Annotated in this window: 21 protein-coding genes, 1 tRNA gene and 1 pseudogene; 11 read left to right on the forward strand and 12 right to left on the reverse strand. The window is 64.1% G+C overall.

The genetic code is table 11. The annotated features are described in order from the left end of the window. Together TX72_RS01085 and TX72_RS01090 are read left to right on the forward strand one after the other, a co-directional pair. Complete coding sequence (locus TX72_RS01085) at window positions 1–564, forward strand: NUDIX hydrolase (protein ID WP_011127094.1); 564 nt, start codon at window positions 1–3, stop codon at window positions 562–564. Further along, entirely contained in the window at window positions 561–1994 is a 1434-nt protein-coding gene (locus tag TX72_RS01090) for an FAD-binding domain-containing protein (RefSeq protein WP_011127095.1), read from the forward strand. Before TX72_RS01085 ends, TX72_RS01090 begins: the two co-directional genes overlap by 4 nt. On the opposite strand, the gene TX72_RS01095 is transcribed toward TX72_RS01090, so the two are convergent. Both TX72_RS01095 and TX72_RS01100 read right to left on the reverse strand, forming a co-directional pair. After that, complete coding sequence (locus tag TX72_RS01095; RefSeq protein WP_011127096.1) at window positions 1973–3208, reverse strand: DegT/DnrJ/EryC1/StrS family aminotransferase; 1236 nt, start codon at window positions 3206–3208, stop codon at window positions 1973–1975. The genes TX72_RS01090 and TX72_RS01095 overlap by 22 nt on opposite strands. A gap of 19 nt (window positions 3209–3227) precedes the next feature. Next, window positions 3228–3812, reverse strand: a complete 585-nt coding sequence (locus TX72_RS01100; protein ID WP_011127097.1) for a thioredoxin family protein — start codon at window positions 3810–3812, stop codon at window positions 3228–3230. Between the two features lie 58 nt (window positions 3813–3870). Between TX72_RS01100 and TX72_RS01105 the strand changes: the two genes are divergently transcribed. Next, entirely contained in the window at window positions 3871–4383 is a 513-nt protein-coding gene (locus TX72_RS01105) for a hypothetical protein (protein ID WP_011127098.1), read from the forward strand. On the opposite strand, the gene TX72_RS01110 is transcribed toward TX72_RS01105, so the two are convergent. Next, window positions 4368–4805 carry a hypothetical protein gene (locus tag TX72_RS01110; protein WP_011127099.1) on the reverse strand — a complete coding sequence of 146 codons (438 nt, stop codon included), beginning with the start codon at window positions 4803–4805 and terminating at the stop codon, window positions 4368–4370. The genes TX72_RS01105 and TX72_RS01110 overlap by 16 nt on opposite strands. A 15-nt stretch (window positions 4806–4820) precedes the next feature. Further along, window positions 4821–5720: an FAD-binding domain-containing protein gene (locus TX72_RS01115; protein ID WP_011127100.1), complete on the reverse strand. Its 900-nt coding sequence runs from the start codon at window positions 5718–5720 to the stop codon at window positions 4821–4823. Window positions 5721–5803: 83 nt separating this feature from the next. On the opposite strand from TX72_RS01115, the gene fabI reads away from it, so the two are divergent. The 4 genes from fabI to TX72_RS01135 all read left to right on the forward strand — a co-directional run bounded on the left by fabI (window position 5804) and on the right by TX72_RS01135 (window position 9560). Beyond that, window positions 5804–6586 (forward strand): enoyl-ACP reductase FabI, encoded by a 783-nt coding sequence (gene fabI, locus TX72_RS01120; RefSeq protein ID WP_011127101.1) that lies wholly within the window; start codon window positions 5804–5806, stop codon window positions 6584–6586. A gap of 29 nt (window positions 6587–6615) precedes the next feature. Continuing rightward, entirely contained in the window at window positions 6616–7224 is a 609-nt protein-coding gene (gene hisB, locus TX72_RS01125; RefSeq protein ID WP_011127102.1) for an imidazoleglycerol-phosphate dehydratase HisB, read from the forward strand. Between the two features lie 60 nt (window positions 7225–7284). Continuing rightward, window positions 7285–8754 (forward strand): carotenoid oxygenase family protein, encoded by a 1470-nt coding sequence (locus tag TX72_RS01130; protein ID WP_011127103.1) that lies wholly within the window; start codon window positions 7285–7287, stop codon window positions 8752–8754. A gap of 152 nt (window positions 8755–8906) precedes the next feature. Beyond that, a complete protein-coding gene (locus TX72_RS01135; RefSeq protein ID WP_225867718.1) occupies window positions 8907–9560 on the forward strand; it encodes an SIMPL domain-containing protein in 654 nt (217 codons plus the stop codon). On the opposite strand, the gene TX72_RS01140 is transcribed toward TX72_RS01135, so the two are convergent. The 6 genes and pseudogenes from TX72_RS01140 to TX72_RS01165 all read right to left on the reverse strand — a co-directional run bounded on the left by TX72_RS01140 (window position 9553) and on the right by TX72_RS01165 (window position 16502). After that, window positions 9553–11100 (reverse strand): BCCT family transporter, encoded by a 1548-nt coding sequence (locus TX72_RS01140; protein ID WP_011127105.1) that lies wholly within the window; start codon window positions 11098–11100, stop codon window positions 9553–9555. The genes TX72_RS01135 and TX72_RS01140 overlap by 8 nt on opposite strands. A gap of 3 nt (window positions 11101–11103) precedes the next feature. After that, complete coding sequence (locus TX72_RS01145) at window positions 11104–12294, reverse strand: FAD-dependent oxidoreductase (protein WP_011127106.1); 1191 nt, start codon at window positions 12292–12294, stop codon at window positions 11104–11106. Continuing rightward, window positions 12291–13347: pseudogene (locus tag TX72_RS01150) on the reverse strand (Glu/Leu/Phe/Val dehydrogenase dimerization domain-containing protein). Before TX72_RS01150 ends, TX72_RS01145 begins: the two are co-directional and overlap by 4 nt. Next, the gene (locus TX72_RS01155) at window positions 13347–14384 is read right to left on the reverse strand and encodes a class I SAM-dependent methyltransferase (RefSeq protein ID WP_011127109.1); all 1038 of its coding nucleotides are present in this window, start codon (window positions 14382–14384) and stop codon (window positions 13347–13349) included. Before TX72_RS01155 ends, TX72_RS01150 begins: the two are co-directional and overlap by 1 nt. Before the next feature lie 70 nt (window positions 14385–14454). After that, the gene (gene rdgB, locus TX72_RS01160) at window positions 14455–15042 is read right to left on the reverse strand and encodes an RdgB/HAM1 family non-canonical purine NTP pyrophosphatase (RefSeq protein ID WP_011127110.1); all 588 of its coding nucleotides are present in this window, start codon (window positions 15040–15042) and stop codon (window positions 14455–14457) included. Beyond that, the gene (locus TX72_RS01165) at window positions 15039–16502 is read right to left on the reverse strand and encodes a phosphoglucomutase/phosphomannomutase family protein (protein WP_011127111.1); all 1464 of its coding nucleotides are present in this window, start codon (window positions 16500–16502) and stop codon (window positions 15039–15041) included. Before TX72_RS01165 ends, rdgB begins: the two co-directional genes overlap by 4 nt. A gap of 53 nt (window positions 16503–16555) precedes the next feature. On the opposite strand from TX72_RS01165, the gene TX72_RS01170 reads away from it, so the two are divergent. Beyond that, window positions 16556–18031 carry a TM0106 family RecB-like putative nuclease gene (locus TX72_RS01170; RefSeq protein ID WP_011127112.1) on the forward strand — a complete coding sequence of 492 codons (1476 nt, stop codon included), beginning with the start codon at window positions 16556–16558 and terminating at the stop codon, window positions 18029–18031. Here the strand turns inward: TX72_RS01170 and ygfZ are convergent. Beyond that, the gene (ygfZ, locus tag TX72_RS01175) at window positions 18013–18810 is read right to left on the reverse strand and encodes a CAF17-like 4Fe-4S cluster assembly/insertion protein YgfZ (protein ID WP_011127113.1); all 798 of its coding nucleotides are present in this window, start codon (window positions 18808–18810) and stop codon (window positions 18013–18015) included. The two genes, TX72_RS01170 and ygfZ, sit on opposite strands and share 19 nt — an antisense overlap. Beyond that, window positions 18807–19391, reverse strand: coding sequence for an orotate phosphoribosyltransferase (gene pyrE / locus TX72_RS01180; RefSeq protein ID WP_011127114.1), 585 nt, complete (start codon window positions 19389–19391; stop codon window positions 18807–18809). The genes ygfZ and pyrE overlap by 4 nt, the downstream gene beginning before the upstream one ends. Before the next feature lie 54 nt (window positions 19392–19445). Here pyrE and TX72_RS01185 point away from each other — a divergent pair, with 54 nt between their 5' ends. The 3 genes from TX72_RS01185 to TX72_RS01190 all read left to right on the forward strand — a co-directional run bounded on the left by TX72_RS01185 (window position 19446) and on the right by TX72_RS01190 (window position 21373). Then, window positions 19446–19988: a hypothetical protein gene (locus tag TX72_RS01185; protein ID WP_318655400.1), complete on the forward strand. Its 543-nt coding sequence runs from the start codon at window positions 19446–19448 to the stop codon at window positions 19986–19988. Window positions 19989–20003: 15 nt separating this feature from the next. Then, a tRNA-Ile gene (locus TX72_RS13695) sits at window positions 20004–20076 on the forward strand. Between the two features lie 13 nt (window positions 20077–20089). After that, window positions 20090–21373: a hemolysin family protein gene (locus TX72_RS01190; RefSeq protein ID WP_011127115.1), complete on the forward strand. Its 1284-nt coding sequence runs from the start codon at window positions 20090–20092 to the stop codon at window positions 21371–21373. Window positions 21374–21408 lie beyond the last annotated feature (35 nt).

A 21408-nucleotide genomic window follows, 5' to 3' on the forward strand; every position in this document is an offset into this window, starting at 1 on the left:
ATGGCGCCGCTTCCGGCCCCGGAACCCTTCGAGTTGCTGGACACCGTTGAGGCGGTGGATGCGCGCAAGATCCGCTTCGAGCGCAACCGGATCAAGCTGCCGATGGGGGTGGAGGCCACCTTCGGGATGATCCGACACCCCGGCGCCTCCCTGGCGGTGCCCATCACAGCGGATGGCCATGTGGTGTTGCTGCGCCAGTACCGCTTCGCCGTACAGGCGCGCTTGTTGGAATTTCCGGCCGGCACCCTGGAGGAGGGGGAGGACCCGCTGGAATCGATGCAGCGGGAACTGGGGGAAGAGGCCGGCTACAGCGCGGCCCGCTGGGATTCCCTGGGGCCGATGCTGCCCTGCCCCGGTTACTCAGATGAGGTGATCCATTGCTTCCTGGCTCGGGAGCTGACGCCCCTGGAGAACCCGCCGGCTGGCGATGAGGACGAAGACCTGGAGGTGGTGTTGATGACTCCCATGGATCTCGATGCGCGGCTGGGATCCGGCGATGAATGGCTCGATGGCAAGAGCGTCACCGCCTGGTATCGCGCCAAACAACTGTTGGGCCTGGGATGACAACGCCACGCGTTCTGTTCTGGCACCGGCGTGATCTCCGCCTGACGGACAACCTCGGTTTGGCTGCTGCTGCAGCGATCAGCCCCGCCGTCACTGGTGTCTATGTGCTGGATCCGCAGGTGATCTCCCCTTCGGAGCATCTGCTGCCGATGGCTCCGGCTCGATTGTGGTTTCTGATCGAGAGCCTGATTGAGCTGCAACAGCGCTGGCGGGATGCCGGCAGTCGACTGCTAGTTGTGGAGGGCGATCCTGTGCAGCTGCTGCCGCAGTTGGCGGAGCGGATTGCTGCCGAGGCGGTGGTGTGGAACCGGGATGTGGAGCCCTATGCCCGTGAACGGGATCGTCAGGTGGCTCAGCGGCTGCAGGCGGATGGCCGCAAGGTGGTGGTGGATTGGGACCAGCTGCTGATTGCCCCGGAGCTGCTCAAGACCGGCGGAGGAGATCCCTATCGCGTTTATGGCCCATTCCTGCGCAACTGGCGCGGACAGGTGCAGGCCAAACAGCCCGTCACTGTTCCAGCACCGGCGGGCCTCGTTGATCTCGATCCGGCCGCCGTGCCATCGGGCGAACCCCTCATGGCACGGCGGGACAGCCATGGTTTCAAGGGGACCGAGCTCTGCCCCTGCCGTCCCGGCGAGGCGGCGGCGATGCAGCAGCTCACCAGCTTCTGTGATGGCGCCCTGTTCGGTTACGAACCGGACCGCAACTTCCCTGGCGTCGTCGGTACCTCGTACCTCAGTGCCGCGTTAAGCGTTGGCACCCTCAGCCCACGCCAGGCCTGGTCTGCAGCCCAGGAGGCCCGTGAGCAGGCCCGCAGCGAAGAGCAGCTTCACGCCATTGCTGTTTGGGAGCAGGAGTTGTGCTGGCGCGAGTTCTACCAACAGGCCCTGTTTCATTTCCCCGAATTGTCGGATGGTCCCTACCGCGAGCAGTGGCGCCGCTTCCCCTGGGAGAACAACGAAGACTGGTTCGATTTCTGGAGGGAGGGTCAGACCGGCATGCCGATCATTGACGCCGCCATGCGCCAGCTGAACCAGACCGGTTGGATGCACAACCGCTGCCGCATGATCGTGGCTTCGTACCTGGTGAAGGATCTGATCTGCGACTGGCGCTGGGGGGAGCGCGCCTTCATGGAACTGGAGGTGGATGGCGATCTGGCCGCCAACAACGGTGGCTGGCAGTGGAGCGCCAGCAGTGGCATGGACCCCAAGCCCCTGCGGATCTTCAACCCCGCCACGCAGGCCTCAAAGTTTGATGCAGCCGGCGATTACATCCGCCAGTGGGTACCGGAACTGCGCCATGTGAACACCAAGGACCTGCTCAGTGGTGAGATCGGTGCTCTTGAACGGCGCGACTATCCCGAACCATTGGTCAATCACAAAACCCAGCAGGCCAAATTTAAGGCGCTTTACGCCACCATCCGCTCCTGATCGCCCGCCACCGGCAAGGGTGTGGGTTTGGATCGCTCCAGCAACTGCGTCACGGTGTCGATCACGGTTTGCTGGTGCTCTTGGTCCAGTTCCGGGAAGATCGGCAGGCTCAGCACCTGGCTGCAGAGCTGATCTGTCACGGGAAGGGAGCCCTGTTCGAGCTCCAGGTCGGCGTAGGCCGGCTGACGGTGGATCGGGATGGGGTAGTAAATGATCGTGTTCACGCCACGCTCCATCAGGGTCTGCTTCAGCCAGTCCCGGCAGCAGCTTTCCGGCAGTCCATGACTCGCACTGGTCGCCGATGGTGAGCAGCGGGCGTTGCAGAGGGGCTGACCCGTGGGGCAGCTGCCGATGCGCACCACAAACTGATTCCAGCTGTGACCCTCCTCTGGGTTCGGCAGGGTCAGTCCGGGCAAGTCGGTCAAGTGCGTGCGATAGCGCTCTGCGATTGCTGTGCGGCGCTCAATCCAGCCCTTCAGCTTGGGCAGCTTCACTTTCAGCACAGCTGCCTGAATCGCATCGAGGCGGCTGTTGTATCCCAGCGCCGTGTGCAGGTAGCGCTTCGGCATACCGTGCACCGCCAGCTCCCGCATGATTTGTGCGAGGGCATCGTCGTTGCTGGTGGCTGCACCGCCATCCCCAGCCGCACCAAGATTCTTGGTGGGGAAAAAGCTGAAGCAGCCCACATCACCAAAACTTCCCACGGGCTGGCCGTTCCACTGGGCTCCTGTGGCCTGAGCACAGTCTTCAACCACTTTGAGGTTGTGGGTTTCGGCGATGGCCATCAGTCGGCCCATGTCGACTGGCCGGCCGAACAGATGCACCGGCATCAAGGCCTTCGTCGCCGGGGTGATCACCGTTTCGATCTGATCGAGATCGATCAGGTACGTGGCCGGGTCCACATCCACGAACACCGGCGTGGCACCGACGGCGCTGATGGCTTCAGCCGTGGCAAAAAAACTGAAGGAGCAGGTGATCACTTCATCCCCGGCACCAATGCCGAGGGCTCTCAGAGCAAGGATCAGGGCATCGGTGCCGCTGTTGCAGCCCACTGCATGGCGGCAGCCGACGCTGGCGGCAAAGGAGTCTTCAAACTGCTTGATCTGCGGTCCGCCGATGTATTGACCGCTGCGCAACACGTTCAGTACCGCCTCCTCGAGGTCCTGGCCCAGATCGCTGATCTGCTGGCTGAGGCTGAAAGGAGGCACCTGCATAAACAAAAGCTTAAGCGGATCAGCCGAACCAATCCGGTTCCTGTCCGGGGTTCCATTTCACGTTGCAGCCCACCGAAGGACGTTGCTCTGGATTCACGGCCTGGCCAGCGAGCATTGCATCGAGGGCTGCGCGCAGATCAACGCCGTTGAGCGGCACGTCGTTGCCGGGGCGGCTGCCATCGAGCTGACCGCGATACAGCAGGGTCTGCAGGCCATTCGCATCAGCGTCGAACAGATAAAACTCTGGGGTGCAGGCGGCCCGCAGGGCCTTGGCCAGGCTCTGTTGCTCATCCAGCAGATAGGGAAAGCTCCAGCCCCAACGCTTGGCCTGATCGGCCAACTGCTTTGGTCCGTCCTGGGGATGGGTGATCAGGCTGTTGCTGCTGACCGCCAGCAACTGAACCGCAGTGCCGTAATCCTGCTCCAGCCGGCTCACTTCCGGTTCCACGTGCTTCACAAACGGGCAGTGGGCACAGATCACCATCAGCAGCAGTGGCCGCCCATGCAGGTCGGCAGAGCTGATGCTGCCGCCAGCAACTACCGGCAGGGAGAACGCCGGTAACGGAGTTCCCAGCTCCAACATCGTTGATGGTGTGAGGGCCATGGCGATTCCTGCAGGTCCGTCGGGTTGCCATCAGGATGGCCGCTGCTTGTGAAAAGCGATGCAGCGCGGGCTGGTCATGGCAGGGGTGATGGTGTTGCTGGGTTGTACGGCGCCTGCGGAACCCCCCAGCTGGCGGGTCATGCCCCTGCAGCGCTATGCCCCCCATGACGGCTTGGCGGTGGTGAACCAGCCCGATGGCTACGGACTGCACATCTTTCTGGAGACCGACACCAGTGATCCAGCGATTTGTCGACCGCGCTGGCTGCCGGACCCAGCCCGTTTGTTCAACGGCAACGGCACGACACCGTTCAGCTCCGGTCTGGCGACCCGCAACGAGTTCTTTGCGGCGGTGGCACGCAACGACGTGACGAAGGCCCTGCAGCGTGAGCTGGAAGCACTGTGCAAGCAGCGCGCCCCTGATGCCCGTTGGCTCTGGGCTGAACCGCCGCGGTCCGAGGCGGAGGTTCTGCCTGTGCAACTGCCGGCCCTGGAGCAGGGGGAGCTGCTCACCAACCCCGTCGATGAGTTGGAGCGGGTTGAAGCCTTGCTGCGCAGTCAGCCGGGGCTGTAGCCCTCCCACACCACCGGTTCCGCCTCCCGCCAGTAACGGCTGAAGCGTCCGAGCCGTGGCGGCCGGGGAAGCTCCACAAAGGGATCAGGATCCAGTTCGTCGAGAGGAAGCTCCGCTCCAATCGCATCGGCGATCTGCTGCAGGCGCGGATCCACGGCGGAGCTGGTCACCACGCCGTCAGCGTCGTGGCGCTGCGCGAAGGCCAGCACTTCAGCGGCCACATCGCCCTTGCGCAGGGTGAGAGGGAGCTCCAGGGCCGCCTCGTAGAGAAAGCCCAGCCGTTTGCGGCTGATTCGGCTGGCCTGAATCCACTGGGTGTCAAAGACGAACAGAGCGGGGGCATCAGGCCAGGCCCGCAGGGCGGGATTGGCGGGGCCAAGGGCCTCATCGTGAATCCAGAGGATCGGTCGTTGCATCGTCATGGTGTCGGTCCGGATCTAGCGCTTGGGACGGGCCAGGGCGGCACTGGCGCCTCCGCCGTTCCTGCGCTGGCGGTTGCGTCCCGTTCCGGTGTCCCGAATGGCCGGCATCGGGGCAAACAGCTGGCTTTCCAGCTGGTCGTAACTGCCCTCAAATGGACAGTCAGCGGCGCTGGGGCATTCTTCGCAGTACCGGCCATCGCTGTAGCGCTCCAGGTTGCCGCGGTTGAAGAAGTAGGGCTTGTGGCTGAAGCTGCTGGCCACCCACTGCCAACTGAGGTGGTTGCTGGCGGGATCGCCATCCAGCAGATGCTCGAGGAACCAGTTGGCCCCGGCTGTCCAATGCACCCGCCGCCAGTGCACAAGCCAGGCGGCCATCCACATCCGGGCGTGGTTGTGCAGCCATCCCGTGGTCACCAGCTTGTCGCGGAAGCCATCCATGCAGGCCAGTCCGGTGCGGCCGTCGCGCACGTCCTGGGGTAGCTCTCTGGCATAGGAGCTGGCGTCGTGACCGGTCTTGAATGCCTCCTGGTCGTCGTGGATGCCGTCGCCCAGATCGAGCCACATCCGCTGCCAGAAGTCGCGCCAGCCCAATTCGTTGATCAATTTCCCGCCATCGTCCCGCTTGCGGATCCGCTCAAACACCGCCTGCTTCACCTCCGCCAGCGTCAGCACGCCGTGGCGGATGTACGGAGAGAGGCCGGTGACGGCACCGTTCAGATGGTTGCGGCTTTTGGCGTAGCGAGCCGGTTGCACCCCCGCCAACTTGGCTTCCGCGGCCTGGCGGCCACCGGGGATCGGACTGAGCGGTCCCTCTGCGCTGGGAAATTCCTCAACCAGCAGCGCCTCGAGGGCGTCTCGTGAGGCGAACTGACGGGGCAGATCGCCAGGGTTGTGGGGTGACGGGGTGCTGGGCACCGGCCTTTTGAAGCAAGCAAGCCGAGATCCTGGCGGGGGATGGGGGAGAATCGCGCGATCTCAACCCGTTCCGGTCCATTCCGATGCTGCTTGATCTCACCGGCAAGAAGATCCTCGTCACCGGCATCGCTAACAACCGTTCGATCGCCTGGGGGATTGCTCAGCAGCTCAAGGCGGCCGGTGCTGAGCTCGGCATCACCTATCTGCCTGATGACAAAGGCCGCTTCGAGGCCAAGGTGCGCGAACTCACTGCTCCCCTGGAGCCCAGCCTGTTCCTGCCTCTGAATGTTCAGGACGCCGACCAGATGGCTGAGGTTTTCGGCGAGATCAAGGCGAAGTGGGGCGTTCTTGATGGTCTGGTGCACTGCCTGGCCTTTGCCGGCAAGGAGGAGTTGATCGGCGACTACAGCGCCACCACGGCGGAAGGTTTTGCCCGCTCACTGGATATAAGCGCCTATTCCCTGGCCCCGCTCTGTGCCCATGCCAAGCCGTTGTTCAGCGAGAAGGCCGGCGTGATCACGCTGTCCTATCTCGGCGCTGAGCGGGCGATTCCCAACTACAACGTAATGGGCGTCGCCAAGGCGGCTCTTGAGGCTTCCGTTCGCTATCTGGCCGCAGAGCTGGGTCCCGAGAAGCAGGTGCGCGTCAACGCCATCAGCGCCGGCCCTATCCGCACCCTGGCCAGCTCTGCCATTGGCGGCATTCTCGACATGATCCACAACGTGGAGGAAAAGGCTCCCCTGCGCCGCACCGTGACTCAGATGGAGGTGGGTGGCACCGCTGCCTTCCTGCTCAGTGATCTGGCCAGCGGCATCTCCGGTCAGACCATCTACGTCGATGCGGGCTACTGCGTCACCGGCATGTGAGGCAGCATGAGGGCAGTGGAGCAACGGTGATGGCACGTCAGGGAGACATCCATCGGGTCACCGGTGAAACCGACGTGAAGGTGCGGCTGGACCTGGACGGCTCCGGCCAATGCCAGGCCAGCACCGGTGTGCCGTTCCTTGACCACATGCTTCATCAGATCAGCAGCCACGGCCTGATCGACCTGGAGATCAATGCGGTGGGAGACACCCACATTGACGATCACCACACCAATGAAGATGTGGGCATCGCTGTGGGTCAGGCCCTGGCCCAGGCCCTGGGGGACCGCCGCGGCATCCACCGCTTCGGTCACTTTGCGGCACCGCTGGATGAGGCCCTGGTGCAGGTCGCCCTGGATTGTTCCGGACGCCCCCATCTGAGCTACAGCCTCAGCATTCCCAGTCAGAAGATCGGCAGCTACGACACCGAGTTGGTGAAGGAGTTCTTCGTGGCGGTGGTGAACAACAGCGGCCTCACGTTGCACATCCGCCAGCTCGATGGCGTGAACTCTCACCACATCGTGGAGGCCTGTTTCAAGGCCTTTTCCAGGGCGTTGCGCATGGCCACGGAAATCGATCCCCGTCGTGCGGGTGCCATTCCCAGTAGCAAAGGGGTGCTTGAGCAAGCTGGCGCCAACTGACGCCATCCCCGCGCTTCACAGTCCGTTACGAGAGGATGGGTCAACGTTGTCTGTTGGCCTGTGACCGTCGCCCCCGCCCGTCCCTACAACCGCAGCGACTGGGCTAGCTCCTTCGTCAACGTCGACGAGGAACTCACCGACGTGGCTCTCACCCCCGTACGAGGGGTCGTGCCGGCGGAACTCCAAGGCACCTTCTACCGCAATGGCCCTGGCCGCTTGGAGCGGGATGGCCAGCGGGTGCATCACCCCTTTGATGGCGACGGCATGATCGCGGCGATGCGGTTTGACAACGGACGCGTCCAGCTGACCAATCGCTTCGTTCGCACCGAGGGCTGGCTGGCGGAGGAGAAGGCCGATAAAGTGTTGTATCGCGGTGTCTTCGGGAGTCAGAAGCCTGGTGGGCGGTTAGCCAATGCCTTCGACCTGCGGTTGAAGAACATTGCCAACACCAATGTGGTTCGACTGGGGGACCAGCTCCTGGCTCTCTGGGAAGCGGCCGAGCCCCACGCCCTTGATCCTCAAAGCCTGGAAACGCGTGGGCTGTCACGGCTGGACGGCGTGCTTAAAAAGGGTGAGGCCTTCAGTGCCCATCCCCGCTTCGACCCCGGCCATAACGGCCGGCCCAGCATGGTCACCTTTGGGGTGAAGACAGGCCCCCGCAGCACCATCCGTCTGATGGAATTCGCCACGGAGGGTCCTGACGCTGGAACCTTGCTGCACGATCGTTCCGACAGCTTCCCTGGTTTCGCCTTCCTGCACGACTTCGCCATCACCCCCAATTGGGCGGTGTTCCTGCAAAACGCCATCGCCTTCAACCCCCTGCCCTTCGTCACCGGTGAAAAAGGGGCAGCCCAGTGTTTGCAGTCCAAACCGGGTGGCAAGGGGCGTTTCTGGCTGATCCCTCGGGATTCCGGCGAGTTCGCGGGGCAGAAGCCCCGCATCCTGGAAGCCCCTGAGGGATTTGTTTTCCATCACCTCAACGCTTTTGAGGACGGCGATCACGTGGTGGTGGAGAGCATCGTCTACGACGACTTCCCCTCCATCGGCCCTGACGATGACTTCGCCGAGGTGGATTTCGACACGGTGCCCGAAGGAATCCTGCATCGCTGTCGCCTTGATCTCAGCCGCGAGATTGTGAACACCGAGCGGATTTCAGAGCGCACCTGCGAGTTCGCCATGGTGAACCCGGAGCGGCAGGGGCTGAGTGCCCAGTTCGCCTGGATGGCGGTGGCCGAGCGGGAGACCGGCAACGATCCGCTGCAGGCCGTTCAGAAGTTGGATCTCAGCAGCGGTGCCACCCACACCTGGAGTGCTGCACCCCGCGGATTCGTGAGTGAACCATTGATGGTGCGCCGTCCCGGTGCTGAAGCCGAAGACGATGGCTGGGTGCTCGATCTCGTCTGGAACGGTGCACGACGGGCCTCCGATCTCGTGATCCTCAATGCCCGTGATCTGTCTGAAGTGGCGGTGCTGGAGCTGCCGTTGGCGGTGCCCCATGGGCTCCATGGCAGTTGGGCTGCAGAGCTCTGAGGCTTTCAGTCAAATCTGGTCACACCCTCTCTGCTCTTTGACATCGCCTGGTTGCCTTCAGCGGCGGCTGCGGCGCTACAGCAGGTGAAGAGACCGCGGCGACAGGAATGGTGGTGAAGGGCGAAAGGATTGCGGCGTGGACATTGCTTGTCTTGTCAGCCTGCATCCTTATCCCTTCGCCTCGACCCCTGCGTGCGGACGTCCTGCCCTGTTCCGGAACCAGGCTGAAACTTTCGGTGCAGGAGCGGGGCCGCAGTGCAGTGGAGTGTTTCCGCTTTTCCCTGGCCGTTTCGGGTGAGGGAGCTGATGAGGCAACAGCACTGCAGCAGCTCAACCGCCGTCTGGCCAGCGTGCGCCGGGAGTTGAAGCCGCTGGTGCAGGGTCAGCTGGTTGTGCCAGCGCCCCACACCCACAAACGGGGACGAGCGTCAGAACAGCGCTACGTGGCTAACACAGGCGTGTCCGGACACGTCAGCCTGGGCTCGTACGACCGTTTGATTCAAGCGGTGGGTGCCATGCCAGGGGTGCGACTGCAGGGCATGGAATCCGTGGCGGCGCCAGAGAAGGAGGCTGCCCTAAGGCAGCGCTTGATGACGGACGCGTTGAATCAAGGTCAGGCTGATGCTGCAACGACGGCCCGGGCCATCGGCCGGTCAGAGGTCACTTTGCTGAGCATCGATCGTGCGGGGGCTATGGGCAGGCCGAGACCGCTGCGGATGGAGGCGGTCGCCAAGGGGTTTGATCCCATGGAAGCCCCCGAACCAACCATCACCCTCCGCCTGCAACTGGAGTACTGCCTCAGTTGAGTCCTTCCCGCTGCGCCTCCTTCCAGGCCAGTCGGGGCGCACTCCAAAGGGTGGCCAACACCAGAGGGGTCACAGGTACGGCGGTGATCACGATGAAGGCCTGCAGCGCATCAATGGAGGTGCTGTCCCCCAGGCCGCTGCCGATGCGGAGCAGCACAAGGGTGAGGCTGCCGATCATCAGCGCCCAGAACAGGCGCAGCGGGGCAGGCGGTTCGTTGCGGCCACTCACCACCATGGCGGCGGCGTAGCTCATCGAGTCGGCACTGGTACACATGAACAGCACCACCAGCACCAGTCCGATCGGGATCAGCAAACCGGCCAGGGGGAGTTGGCTGAGGATCGCGAGTAGGGCTGCCGCTGCACCGTTCCGGGCCAGGGCCTCACTGATTCCCGCACCCGCCAGTTCCAGTTGCAAGCCGGTGCCCCCGAGCAGGGTGAACCAGATGTTGGTCACGATCGGGCAGAGAATCGCAACGGCAAGCACCAGCTCGCGGATGCTGCGGCCGCGGCTGACGCCAGCGGTGAACAGTCCCATCAGCGGTGCATACCCAAGGAACCAGCCCCAGTAGAAGACCGTCCATCCATTGATCCAGTTGCCCGGTGCCACGTTGGGCGTCAGGGCCATCCGAGGCAGGTGGATCAGATACGTCAGAAAGCCGCTGAAGAAGTGCTGGATCAGCCACAGGCCAGGCCCGAGCAGCAGCAGCCCGGCCGCCATGGTGAGCGTCAGCCAGACGTTGAGTTCAGACAGCCACTTGATCCCTTTCTGAATGCCGCTGACGGTGGAGCTGGCGAAGACAGCGGTGAGCAGCACCACCACCAGCGATTGCAGCCCGGCGCTGTCGCTGAGCCAGGGCAGTTGGCCGGCGGCGTTGCTGAGTTGCAGCGAGAGAAACCCCAGGGGGCCAACCGTGCCGGCAATCGCGGCGACCACCGACAGCCCATCGGCCAGGTGACCGATCGGTCCATCCACCCAGCCCCGTGGCACCACATTCACCAGCAGGGTGCGTGGCCTGAGAGGCTCGCCCCGCCGTTCCAGGATCGAAAAGGTGATGGTGGTGGTGGTGGCCACCAGGGCCCAGGCGAGAAATCCCCAGTGCAGAAAGCTCACCGCCAGGGCCGGATCCACGGCTTCTGCGGTGCCGCCCTGGATGCCGTCAAAAACGGGTGAGGGAGTCTGGAAGTGATACAGCGGTTCAGCGGCAGACCAGAACACGCCCCCACCGGCCAGCAGGGTGCAGATCAGCACCGCGCACCAATCGAACAGTTTCAGGCTCGGTTTGGCCTCGGCACCACCCAGCCGGAGTTTGCCGACGGGACTGATGGCAATGACCACAGCGATCAGAAACACCAGCAACACCATCCATTGCCACAGCCCACCGAGGGCCGTGCTCACTACGGCTTTGCCGTTGTCGGTGAACTGCTTGGCCAGAGCGAGATCGATGGCTGACACCACCAAAAAGATCAGCAGCGGTGTGGCGCCGACCCAAAGGGGTGGCTGTCGCCACCAGGACCGTTGGCTGGAGGATTGGATGGTCATGCTTCAGGCTCGGACGGCATCGCGCTGGTGGCTCCAGCAGTTGAGGTCAACGGCGGGCTGCTCGCCGCAGGCCAGCCGTGCCAGGGAATCTCCGATCAGTGGCGCGAACTTGAAGGCCTGACCGGAGCCGCCGGCGAACAGGCTGAGGGTGGGGCTGAGCCGATCCAGCACGAAGTTCACATCGCTGGCCATGGAGTAGGGGCTCATCACCGTCTCCACCCGCTCTTGCACACCGGCCACCTCGTTGAACAGGAAGGAATCCAGCAGTTCCACGAGCCTTTCCGGCGGCTCAGTGGCCATGGCATTGGGCTCAGCGACTCTGAGCTCTTTTGGTGCCCAGTCGATGCCGGCTTTGATCCGTGGCAGTCCATCGGGGGTGTGGCTCAGCACCGGGAAGGCGTAGTACAAGCCACCGTCGTCGCCCCGTTCGCGCTGGAAGCAGAACCACTGGGGATAGCGATCGGCGAGGGCCGGGTCGACGGTGTAGTGGGCCCAGAGCATCGGCCAGACCTCCAGTTTTGGCGCAAGGCCAAGGGGCGCCAGCAGCAGCTGAGTCCAGATGCCGCTGGTCACCACTACCTGGCCAGCACGGATGTGATGGCCGTTGTCCAGGGTCACGCCGGTTCCGTCGGCATCGATGCCTGCTACGGGGCAGTGCTCGATCAACTGCTGACCGGCTTGCCGGGCTGTGCGGGTCCAGTGGGCGATCACCTTGTCGCTGCGCACGGCACCGGCGGTCGGTTCGAACAATCCCGTGAACTCCGGCTTGGGCTTCAGCGGGAAGCGCGCTCTGATGGCATCGGCATCAAGGGCTTCGTAGGGAATGCCCTGATCGTCCATCACCTGGCGGGCGCCGGGGATTGAGCCTTCGATGGTCTCCTCGTCCCAGCTCTCGCCGTAAAACAGCAGGCCATGGGTTTCCCTGAGCTGCTCACCGGCGTGGGTTTCCTCCTCCCGCCACAGACGGTTGGCCTCCTGGGCCAGGCGACAGAGCACCGGGTCGGAATACATCTCCCGGAACATCCTGGTTTCGCCAAAGCTGCTGGCTTTGGCGTGGGCCAGGGTCTTGGCTTCCAGCAGCACCACATCACGGATGCCGCGGCGCGCCAGGGAAGCGGCGCAGCTGAGGCCAGCCATGCCGCCACCGACGATGACGACGGCCGCTTGGTTCGGCAGAGAGGAGGCTTGGTTCATGCGGCGTCCCCGAAGCTGAGGCCGATGGGATCGGTGGCTGGGGCGGCTGCCACTTCGTTCAAAGCGGCTCCAACCGACAGGCCCTGATCGCGCTGGTTGAGGTAATCCGTGGCTCTGCGGCGCACTTCCTCACGCACGAAGGCGTAAACGTCCTTGGCGCCGGCATCCTTCCAGGCATCCGGCGAAAAGCGCTCGATTGAATCGGCGATCACAGCACCGGCGTTCACCAGGGGGTCCGGCAGGACGCTAATGCCGCGTTGACGCAATGCATCGGCCAGTTGAGGACTCTGGAACGGAGCATTGGCTGCCGGCACCACGGAGGTGACACGCAAGGCGGAGGCCATCTCCGCATTGATCAGACCGGAGATGGAACAGGGCAGCAGCAGGTCAAGCTTCAGTTCCCACCAAGGGCATCCCTGGGGAAGGGGCGTGGCCACCGGGGAATCCAGCCCGCTCACGGCTGAGATCCACGGTGAACACGGTCCAGCCATGCTCCACCAAGGTTCGGGCCACGGTTCCCCCCACCGCGCCGCAGCCGTGCACCAGGGCCCGGCCAGGTTTTGCATCCTTGAGTTCTGCTTCGAGCACCGCTTCCACGGCGCCGAGGGTGCCGTGGGCCGTGGCGGCGCTGGCATCCACCGGACTGCCGACGGCAGCGAGCACATGGGGTGTCAGCTCTGTGAGCCGCTCCATGTCCTCGAGGCTGGTGTTGAGATCACAGCCGGTGATCATGGCGCCGTCCAGGGACTGCAGCAGTTCTGCGGTCACGTTGATCAGCTCATCCTTCACGGCAGCGGGTTCCTTGGCCCGCGCCACGATCTTGCCGCCGGCAAAACCGGTGCCGTAAAGATCATGCTTGTGGGTCATCAGGCCGGCCAGTCGCTCGCCGTCGGCGATACAGGCTTCATCGCTGGGGTAGTTCAGCAGGCGCAATCCACCGTTGGCGGGTCGCTTGGCATCCGTGTCCTCGGCCACTACAAACACCGAGAGATGTTCGGAGACGTGTTCCGCCAGCACCGAAACAGTCGGTGTGGGTCTGGTTGTGGTGGTCATCAGGCCACCTTCTCCATCATCTGGTGGTGCTCGACGTAATCGAGACTCCACTCACTCGGAGCGTCCGCGATGCGCTGCTCCAGACGTGCGTAAACCTGATCGGCCAATGCATCACCAGCAACACTGGCAAAGCTGTGGCGGCTCCAGCTGCGAATGGTGGCCATTAACCCAGCGGCAAAGCTGGCGGTGTCACCGTCCTCGTTCCAGCGTCGGCGGTATGGACATTTTACGTACACGGTGCGCTCGTCGACGAGTCGCAGGCCATTGCGGTACGGGGCTGAGGCCGTGTCCTTCAACGGCGCCATGAATTCCTCTGGCGACTTGTAGAAGTTCAGGACTGTCCCTTTGCGGTACTGCTCCTCGCTGATCAGACCTTCATCGGCCATGCCGCGCCAGATCTGGTGCAACTGGTCGTGGACATTCCGGGTCTCACCACCGTTGTGGCCGAGGTAACGACCTTCGCCATCCCGGGACAGGTTCACCGTCAGCAGGCGTCCACCCACCTGCAGCTCCTTGCTGCGCAATTCCAGGATGTAGGTCCAGTCCTTGAGCGCCTGAGCGGTGAAACGCTGCAGGGCATCAGCATCGGCGGAAGCGAGCACGTGGGTGTGGGTGTCCAGAGGACCCGGCGACTCACTGAGCCAGTGCATGGCCGTGGCGGAGAAGCCGAAACTCACCGTGTTAGGAGCCACCGATGGCTCGTAGAAGCTGCGGGCGCTCACCAGCACCGTCGGTTTGGGTTCCCTGGGGATCTGCAGAGCCAGGTTCTCGGCCAGAGCCACGTTGTCGTTGCTCGGCAGGTCATTGCCGATCAGCGTCAGGTGAGCATCGGGCTGGTTGGCGTGCAGGCGGTCCAGCACCTGATGCCAGAGACCGACTGCGGTGCCGCCATCGGCGGCTCCGTAATCGATCAGCACATGACTGGTTTGAGCAGTCAGTTGGTCAACACAAGTCAAGGCCCAGTCCGAGGCGGCTTCGATGCAGAGGAGAGCGCCTTCGGTCTGCGCGCTGTAACCCGTGGTCATGGCGATGGCCATCGACCTCGTCAGCGGCAGCCGTCACCGTACAGGACGCGTTTGTACGAGCTTCGTGACAGAGAGCACCTGCCTATCGAGGCTCGGCGGAGAGCAAGTCCTGCAACTGCGGTTCCAGTAAGGCAAAGGCCTTGCCACGGTGGCCATGGGATTTTTTCTCCGTCAGCGGCATCTGAGCGAAGGTGAGGCCGGTGCAGCTCACTTCAAAAATCGGGTCGTAGCCAAAGCCGCCGTCGCCGCGGGGGGTTGTGGTGATCCAGCCATCACAACGCCCTTCCACTTCGATCAACACGCTGCCATCGGGGGCGGCAACACAAAGCGCGGCACAGAACTGAGCATGACGTTCGCTGGCGTTGCTCAGCGCCCCGAGCAGCTTTTCGATCCGTTCTGGGTCTGTGGGGGCGTAACGCGCCGAGTGCACGCCTGGGGCTCCCCCCAGAGCGTTCACGCTCAACCCGGAATCATCGGCCAGGGCCCAGCTGCCGGCCATGGCGGCCACAGCCGTGGCCTTGATCCGGGCATTGGCTGCGAATGTGCTGCCGGTCTCCTCTACATCAAACCCCTGCGGCTGCGCCTGAACGTTGAGAGGCAGGTGCTGCAGCAGGCCCTGAAATTCACGGATCTTGCCGGCGTTCCCGCTGGCGATCACCAGGGTTCTCATGCGGCTTCGGCGTAACGCTTTGCCCAGGCCAGCACAGCATCGACCCGATCGCGATCCGGGGCTTCGCAGTACAGGCGCAGCAGGGGCTCCGTGCCGGAGAAGCGCAGCATCAGCCAATGGCTGGCGCCCATGCGCAGCTTGATGCCGTCTGTGGTGTTCACCTCAACCACCGCGTCCCCAGCCACCTGCTGGGGTGTGGAGCTCGCCAGCAGGGTCTCCAGACGCCGTCGGGCCTCCATGTCCTGCAGCCGCAGGTCCAGCCGGTCGTAATGGCTGGCACCACCATGGCGTTGCTGCAGAGCGTCAAGTCGGCTGCCGAGGGGTTGACCGCCTTCCACCAGCGCTTCCAGCACGAGCATCGCGGCGAACAGGGCATCCCGTTCCGGCAGATGCATGCCGAAGCCCACCCCCCCTGACTCCTCCCCGCCGATCAGCACCTCACCCGCCAGCATCTCGCTGGCGATGTATTTGAACCCGACGGCCAGTTCCAGGACCTCACGGCCCTGGGCTTCTGCCACCAGGCGCATCAGATCGGAACCGCTCACAGTCTTCACCACCGTTCCAGGCAGCTGGCGGGCCCGGGCGAGATGGTCGATGAGCAGGGGCATCAGCAGCTGAGTGCTGCAGAACCGACCGTTCTCATCCACGGCGGCGATGCGATCACCATCCCCATCGAACACCAGACCCACCGCTGGAGTACCCGCTGCCGTGGAGTGCTGAACCGCTGTGATCAGGTCGCTGAGGTATGGGGCCAGGGGTTCCGGCGGATTGCCGCCGAACAGGGGGTCACGCGTGCTGCGGATCTCGTCCACCAGCTCAGAGGCTTCAGGGCCGAGCAGATCGCTGACACAGCCGGCTGCCGATCCATGCATCGGGTCGACGAACACCTTCAGGTTCATCGCCTTCAGGCCCGTCACCAAAGCGGTGAGGTCCAATTTGCGACGCAATCCCTCAAGGTGCTCACCCCGCCCGTCGAAACGGCTGGTGGTCGCTGCAATGGGTGGTGTGATGCCGCCAGCCGCCAGGCGTCGCTCCACCGCTGCGGTGAAGTCCCCCTCCACCGAGCCCCCGAAGGGACCTTTGATTTTCAGGCCCAGCCATTCAGGGGGGTTATGGCTGGCGGTGATCACCAGGGCTCCCAGCGCTTTGCGTTCCACCACCGCCCAGCTGCAGGCAGGTGTCGGCACGGGCGTCTCGGTGAGCAGTGGCTCAAGCTCGCAGCCACGCACGGCATTGGCGATGGCTTCCGCCAGTTCCGGTGCCAGGAAGCGGCGATCGAAGCCGATGATCACCGTGCGGCTGTTCAGACCGTCTGGTGCGCGATGGGCCAGCTCCTGGGCCGCTGCAGCTGCGACTGGCAGCAACCGCTCAACGGTGATGTCCACCCCCAGGACGCCGCGCCAGCCATCGGTGCCGAACTTGATCGGCGCAGGACTGAGGCGGAGAGGTGCTGACGCCATGGCCGAAAGGGCAATGATCAGGATTTAGCAGTTGGCAGCCGTAAGGTCGGCCCATGGGTGCCACCCCGCCTGCCGACAACGTTCTCACCGACCGGTTGCTGCGGAGCTGGCTGCGTTGTCGCCGCAGGGCCTGGCTGGATCGTCATGGTGATCCTGCCCTGCGGCAGTGGACGGCGCACCGCAATCTGATGCTGGACGATCAGCAACGTTGTTTTGTGGCGTTGCTGCCCCAGAAGCCCGGCCGCGGTGAGGCGGCCTGTGCCGTGGGCGCGGATGGCGTTGTTGGACTGCGCTTCAAAGGGAAGGGCCCTGGAGGGGAAGCCCTGGAGGCCCATCCCCCGCTGCTGAGGCGGGTGAGCGGTCGCAGTCGCTGGGGGGATTTCGCCTACCAGCCGGTGCTGGCTCGTCAGGGTCGACGCATGACGCGGGAACATCAGCTTCCTCTGGCGCTGATGGCGCTGCTGCTGGAGCAGGAGCAGCAGGCGCCGGTGACGGAGATGCTCGTGGTCGGTGGGGGTGGCCGCCGGCTCGAGCGGGATCGGGTTGGTTTGTCCGCTGGACTCCGCAAGCAACTGGTGGATGCGTTGCGCAAGCTGAGGCTGGATTTGCAGCGGGAGGAGCCGCCTGATCTGGCGGCGGATCGGCGTAAGTGCACCCTTTGCAGTTGGCGCCAGGTCTGCAATGGCGTCGCAGCTAGCGACGGTCACCTCAGCGAGGTGAGCGGTATCGGGGCCAAGCGTCGGGAGATGCTCCAGGAGCTCAACATCCGCGGTCTGGCTGATCTGGCTGCTGCCGACCCGGAGCAGTTGGCCACGGCCATGCAACGCTTCGGGGAACAGCACGGTGACGTCGCGCGCACCCTGGTGGCCCAGGCCCGATGCCAGCGCAGCGGTCAGCCGGAACGGCTCAGCAGCAGGCCTGCCCTGCCGGAACTGATCGCTGCCCCGGGGGTGCTGCTGTACGACATCGAGTCAGATCCGGACGCCCGCCATGACTTCCTGCATGGGTTCTGGTGCCTGCCCCGCGGCAGTGATGGACGTTGGGATCTGGCTGCTGCGCGGTATCAGCCGCTGCTGGTGTTGGCGGAACACGGTGAGCCCCGCTGCTGGCAGCGCATTGCGCGTTACGTCAGTCGTTACGACGACTGGCCGGTGCTCCACTACGGCGAAACCGAATCTCTGGCGCTGCTGCGCATGGCGCAACGGCAAGGCATATCAGAGCAGCAGCAGGCCCCGTTGCGGCGGCGCTTGGTGGATGTTCATGCCCGAATTCGCCAGCACTGGCGCCTTCCTCTCAACAGCTATGGCCTGAAGGCTGTGGCCTCCTGGCGTGGTTTTCAGTGGGGCCAGAGCGGTGTAGATGGGGCCCATGCCCTGCTCTGGTGGCGCCATTGGCAGGGGGAGGGACCGGAGCGACGCGGCAGTTCCCATGCCCTGCGTTGGATCTTTCAGTACAACCGGGATGATTGCCGTGCCACCTGGGCCGTCGCCGATTGGCTTCGTCATCAGGATCAGGCTGGCGGTTCCTGAAAGGCTGCCGGCTGTCCGAGCTGAACGGTCTGGCCGGTCGGCCCCTCCACGGAGGAGAGATCAAGAAACTGGCGACGCACCAGAGCCAGCCCCAGCGCGGCACCCGGGTGTGAAAGGGCACTGGTGATGGTGCCGGCCCGGTCGGACCCGACGTTGAGCTGATCACCTGGATGCAAGGGCTGCTCGCTGTGCCAGCAACGCAGTTGCTGCTTCACCCCTCCCTTGCCAGTGAGTTTCGCCATCGTCTCCTGGCCCAGATAACACCCTTTGTCGAGGCTGATCCGCCCTGACAAGCCCAGCTCAAGGGGGTTGGTTTCACCGTTCATCTCTGCTGGGCCAGGCGGGAAGCCCTGTTGCAGGCGATGGCGTTCCAGCGCATCGTTCTCCAGTTGGGTGGATGCGTTGAGCTCCTCGGGCAACGGCTGGTCCTTGCCGATCCACAACGCCAGACCCACAGGGTCAAGTCCTTGCACACGCCGCTGACGACGCGATGCATTCAGCCGAACGCGATCGGCGGGAAAAATCACCTGATCGAAGCCGCGGCTGACGGCTTCCGCATCGCCAGCCAGCACGAGCACATCAGCACCGGTGGCATCAAGTCGCAGTTCCAGGAGGGCGCGAAGCCGGCCCGTGGCCGTGAGCCAGCAACTTTGCTGCAGTTCTCCGTCAACCAGGCCGGAGAGATCAGCTGTGGTCTGCCCCTGCAGAAAATCCCTGGCGCCCTTGCCCTCCAGTCGCAGCATGGGAAAGGCGTCATCCCAGTGGATGGTGGTCGTCATCGGCTGAGCTCCTCGGCGGCGCTGGACACCTCCGACAGGCGGAACAGGCTCACCAAGTCCAGGTCCGCTGCAGCCATGGCTGTGGCTCCTCCCTCCTCACGGTCCACGATCGTGATGACCCGTTTGACCACGTAGCTGGCCTCCCGCAGTTGATGAACGGCTTTCAACGATGAGCCGCCGGTGGTGACCACGTCCTCCAGCACGGTGATCAACGCGCCCTGCGGTGGCAATGGCCCTTCCAGCCAGGCGCCGGTGCCATGCCCCTTGGCCTGTTTCCGCACAATCAAGGCGTCCAGGGGGCGCTCGACCAGCGCCGCCGCCATCGCCACTCCACTGACCAGGGGATCAGCCCCCAGGGTCAGTCCTGCGACGGCAACGGCCTCGGCGTCGAGATGGTCGAGCATGGCGCTGCTGATCAGAGCCAGACCGGATCCGCTCAAGCTGACCGGTTTGCAATTCACGTAGTGCTCGCTCTCCCGTCCGGAGGCCAGCGTGAACTGACCACGACGGTAGGCCTCCCCCGCCAGACGCTTCAACAGGGTGCGCCTGGCGTCGTTGTCGTAGCGGAACGCTGAGGTCATGGACTGGCCGCGCACACGAACAGTTCTTAGTTTGCGCTTAGCCGTGTTGAGCTCTTGGGATCCACAACACTGTGGTTTGCGCCTTGGCGGCTCGGCCTGCTTGTGATCGGCGGTGCCACGGGCTTGGGGCCCGTCGTTGCAGCAGGTCCTGTGATGTGCGCGACGACGCTGGAGGCTCCTGAGCTGTCGTCTGCAGCCACCGAGCCCGTGGAGGTCACCACCTGCGCTGCGGTGGAGACCACCAGTGAGCTGATGGAGCGTCGCCTCTACACCTGGACCGCTCCCTACGAACGGGGTGTTGATCTGCTGCATCAGATCACCGATCTGTTCGGAATAGCCGTCGCAGGTGAGGGGGGTACCCAGGTGATGGGTCTTGGATTCCCCGATCAGACCATCATCTGGGATGCCGCGGCGACCAGCTCCACCACCCGGGCGCTGCTGGAAGAGCAGAGCCCAGCACTGCCATTGAGAACTCAGGATCTGGCTAACGGTTTCGACAGCAGCCTTGCGTTGGAGAGCATCGGTTCGGAGCAGATCCTGCAGCCCAAACCGGAATTTGTGGAGACCGACATCGCACCCCTTCAACCCCTGTGGTAACAATCGTGTTGACCTGGGGGTCTAGCAATCTGGTGAATGCAGCGAACTCATAATTCGCCTAAGGCGAGTTCGATCCTCGCGACCCCCACTTCTTTCGACTGATGCGGTTGCCACTGCTGGCCCTGCTTCTGCTGCTGCCGGCGTTCTTCGCTGCCGCTGAAGTCGCTCTTCTGCGACTGCGACCCAGCCGTGTCGATGTCCTCGTGGAGGAGGGCAAGGCTGGTGCAGCATCGATTCATCGGCTGCAGCGGCGGTTGCGCCGAGCCCTGATGCTGTCTCAGTTCGGAGCGACTTTGGCCCTAGTGGCCCTGGGGTGGGCTGGTCGCGGACTTGGCCAGCGTCTCTGGCCCGATGGCACCGCGGGGGTGGTCTGGCTGGATGTCGCTCTGTTTCTGGGGCTTGTGCTGCTGGCGACCCTGCTGGCTGGCTTGCTGCCCAAGGCCTGGGTGCTCAGTCGTCCGGAACCCGCCGCTCTGCGCCTGGCACCTCTGCTGGAGATGGCGATGCGCTGCCTGTCGCCGCTGCTCAACCTGCTGGAGGGCCTGGCTGCCGTCTTGCTGCGGCTGGTGGGCCTGACGCCGAAGTGGGATGAACTGGTGCCGGCCCTCTCCGCCGGCGAGCTGGAAACCCTGGTGGAATCCGGGCGCGTCACCGGCTTGTTCCCCGATGAGCGCAACATCCTCGAGGGGGTGTTTGCCTTGCGCGACACCCAGGTCCGGGAAGTGATGGTGCCCAGGTCCGGGATGGTGACGTTGTCGGTGGATGTCCACTTCGCTGAGATGATGGAAGCAGTGCATCACACACGTCACGCTCGATTCCCCGTGATTGGACAGTCACTCGATGACGTGCGGGGCGTCCTGGATCTGCGGAGGATGGCCGAACCGATCGCCCGAGGCGAGCTGCAGGCGGACTCTCCACTCGAGCCCTACCTTCAGCCAGCAGTGCGGGTGCTGGAGACCAGCACCCTGGCGGAGCTGCTACCGATGATCCGCAGCGGCCAGCCGCTGCTGCTGGTGGTGGATGAACACGGCGGCACGGAGGGCTTGGTGACAGCGGCGGATCTCACCGGGGAGATTGTGGGAGATGAGCTGCAGGAAGACCCCAAGGAGCCTGAGCTCCTGCAGGATGACGACCAACCGGGGGCTTGGTTGGCGGCAGGCGATCTTGAAATCTTTGAACTGAACCGGCAGCTGGAGCTTGACCTGCCGGAAGCCGATGATCACCACACCTTGGCCGGGTTCCTGCTGGAACGCCTGCAGCACATTCCCGCCCCTGGAGAGGCCCTGCGTTTCAACGGCGTGCAGTTTGAGATCACCGCCATGGCCGGACCCCGGATTGAACGGGTGCGACTAGTGCTCCCGGATGCGTCCGAAGCAGAGGGCTGAAGCCGGATAACCTTCCCGCAATCACCCCGGCTTGT

It is taken from the genome of Parasynechococcus marenigrum WH 8102 (genome assembly GCF_000195975.1).
In the GTDB taxonomy this organism is placed as follows: domain Bacteria; phylum Cyanobacteriota; class Cyanobacteriia; order PCC-6307; family Cyanobiaceae; genus Parasynechococcus; species Parasynechococcus marisnigri.

What these genes read in the sequence shown, in the direction of transcription:
- ygfZ (WP_011127113.1), bottom strand. Translation starts at nt 18,810, where the DNA reads ATGACGACCACCATCCACTGGGATGACGCCTTTCCCATGCTGCGACTG.
- hisB (WP_011127102.1), top strand. Translation starts at nt 6,616, where the DNA reads ATGGCACGTCAGGGAGACATCCATCGGGTCACCGGTGAAACCGACGTG.
- TX72_RS01085 (WP_011127094.1), top strand. Translation starts at nt 1, where the DNA reads ATGGCGCCGCTTCCGGCCCCGGAACCCTTCGAGTTGCTGGACACCGTT.
- pyrE (WP_011127114.1), bottom strand. Translation starts at nt 19,391, where the DNA reads ATGACCTCAGCGTTCCGCTACGACAACGACGCCAGGCGCACCCTGTTG.
- TX72_RS01165 (WP_011127111.1), bottom strand. Translation starts at nt 16,502, where the DNA reads ATGGCGTCAGCACCTCTCCGCCTCAGTCCTGCGCCGATCAAGTTCGGC.
- TX72_RS01105 (WP_011127098.1), top strand. Translation starts at nt 3,871, where the DNA reads ATGCAGCGCGGGCTGGTCATGGCAGGGGTGATGGTGTTGCTGGGTTGT.
- fabI (WP_011127101.1), top strand. Translation starts at nt 5,804, where the DNA reads ATGCTGCTTGATCTCACCGGCAAGAAGATCCTCGTCACCGGCATCGCT.
- TX72_RS01170 (WP_011127112.1), top strand. Translation starts at nt 16,556, where the DNA reads ATGGGTGCCACCCCGCCTGCCGACAACGTTCTCACCGACCGGTTGCTG.
- TX72_RS01140 (WP_011127105.1), bottom strand. Translation starts at nt 11,100, where the DNA reads ATGACCATCCAATCCTCCAGCCAACGGTCCTGGTGGCGACAGCCACCC.
- TX72_RS01145 (WP_011127106.1), bottom strand. Translation starts at nt 12,294, where the DNA reads ATGAACCAAGCCTCCTCTCTGCCGAACCAAGCGGCCGTCGTCATCGTC.
- TX72_RS01095 (WP_011127096.1), bottom strand. Translation starts at nt 3,208, where the DNA reads ATGCAGGTGCCTCCTTTCAGCCTCAGCCAGCAGATCAGCGATCTGGGC.
- TX72_RS01155 (WP_011127109.1), bottom strand. Translation starts at nt 14,384, where the DNA reads ATGGCCATCGCCATGACCACGGGTTACAGCGCGCAGACCGAAGGCGCT.
- TX72_RS01100 (WP_011127097.1), bottom strand. Translation starts at nt 3,812, where the DNA reads ATGGCCCTCACACCATCAACGATGTTGGAGCTGGGAACTCCGTTACCG.
- rdgB (WP_011127110.1), bottom strand. Translation starts at nt 15,042, where the DNA reads ATGAGAACCCTGGTGATCGCCAGCGGGAACGCCGGCAAGATCCGTGAA.
- TX72_RS01190 (WP_011127115.1), top strand. Translation starts at nt 20,090, where the DNA reads ATGCGGTTGCCACTGCTGGCCCTGCTTCTGCTGCTGCCGGCGTTCTTC.
- TX72_RS01110 (WP_011127099.1), bottom strand. Translation starts at nt 4,805, where the DNA reads ATGACGATGCAACGACCGATCCTCTGGATTCACGATGAGGCCCTTGGC.
- TX72_RS01090 (WP_011127095.1), top strand. Translation starts at nt 561, where the DNA reads ATGACAACGCCACGCGTTCTGTTCTGGCACCGGCGTGATCTCCGCCTG.